Below are 1328 nucleotides of genomic sequence, written 5' to 3'. Positions count from 1 at the left end.
CCAGCAGCCGCCGCGTGTAGTCATGGCCGGGGGCGTCGAAGAGCTCCAGCACGGGGCGCTGCTCCACGGCGTTGCCGCGGTAGAGCACCGTGACCTCGTCGGCGACCTGGCCGATCACGCCGAGGTCGTGGCTGATCCAAACCACGGCCATGCCGCGTTCGCGCTGCATCTCGCGCACGAGCTCGATGATCTGGGCCTGCGTGGTGACGTCGAGGGCCGTGGTGGGCTCGTCCGCGATCAGCAGGCTCGGGTCGCAGGCCAGCGCGATCGCGATCATCACGCGCTGGCGCTGTCCGCCCGAAAGCTGGTGGGGGTAGGCGTTGAGCCGCCGCTCCGGGTCCGGCAGGCCGACGGCCTCCAGGAGGCCGATCGCGCGGCTGCGGGCCGCGGAGTGGCTGAGGCGCAGGTGGGCCTCCGGCCCCTCCGTGAGCTGGCGCTCCAGGGTGAGCAGGGGGTTGAGGCTCGTGCTCGGGTCCTGGAACACGAAGCCGACCTCGCGCCCGTGCACCCGGCGCAGCTGCGCCGGGGTGGCGCGCACCAGGTCCTGGCCGTGCAGCAGCGACTCGCCGGTCACGCGCTGGTGCGGCAGATCCATCAGCCGGGTGGCGCTCAGCACGCTGAGGGACTTTCCCGAGCCGGACTCACCGACGATGCCGACGGTTTGCCCCGCGTGCACGTCGAAGGAGAGGCCGTGCACAATCTCGGTGGCGCCGATGGCGACGCGCAGGTCGCGGACGGACAGGACGGGGGATTCGGTTGCGCTCATCGGCGGGCACTCCTGGATTCGATCACGCTGCGCTGCTGGGGGTCGAGGACGTCGCGGAGCCCGTCGCCGACGAGGTTGCAGGCGAGCACGGTGAGGAAGATGGCGACGCCGGGGAATACGGCGAGCCACCAGGCCGAGCCGAGGAAGGACTGCGCCTCGAACAGCATCCGGCCCCAGGACGGCTGCGGGGGCTGCACGCCCAGCCCGAGGAAGGACAGCGCGGCCTCGGAGAGGATCGCGAAGGCCAGCGAGAGCGATGTCTGCACGATGATCGGGCCCGAGATGTTCGGCAGGACGTGCGTGCGCAGGATCCGCAGGTGCCCGGTGCCCATCGTCTGCGAGGCGCGGACGTAGGGCTCGGCGCGCACACCGAGGGTACTCGCCCGGGTCACGCGGGCGAAGATCGGCACGTAGACGATCCCGATTGCGATGGTCGCGGTGTTCACCCCCGGGCCGAGCACGGCCACGATGGCGAGGGCGAGGATCAGCATCGGGAAGGCGAACATCACGTCGACCAGGCGCATGAACACGCTGTCGAGCCAGCCGCCCGCGTAGCCGGCGA

The 1328-nt window shown here is 71.3% G+C and carries 2 protein-coding genes; both read right to left on the bottom strand.

Going from position 1 to position 1328, the window contains the following annotated elements; genetic code table 11:
- Window positions 1–766, bottom strand: a 766-nt coding sequence (locus tag OOT08_RS03035) for an ABC transporter ATP-binding protein (RefSeq protein ID WP_325091067.1), incomplete at its 3' end; no start/stop codon positions are given.
- Window positions 763–1328, bottom strand: a 566-nt coding sequence (locus OOT08_RS03030) for an ABC transporter permease (RefSeq protein WP_325091066.1), incomplete at its 5' end; no start/stop codon positions are given. The genes OOT08_RS03035 and OOT08_RS03030, both read right to left, overlap by 4 nt.

The organism is Leucobacter sp. M11 (genome assembly GCF_035726885.1).
Taxonomy (GTDB): domain Bacteria; phylum Actinomycetota; class Actinomycetes; order Actinomycetales; family Microbacteriaceae; genus JAPFRB01.
Note: the sequence above shows the minus strand (reverse complement) of the source record. Positions and strands in the feature narration are given on the sequence as shown.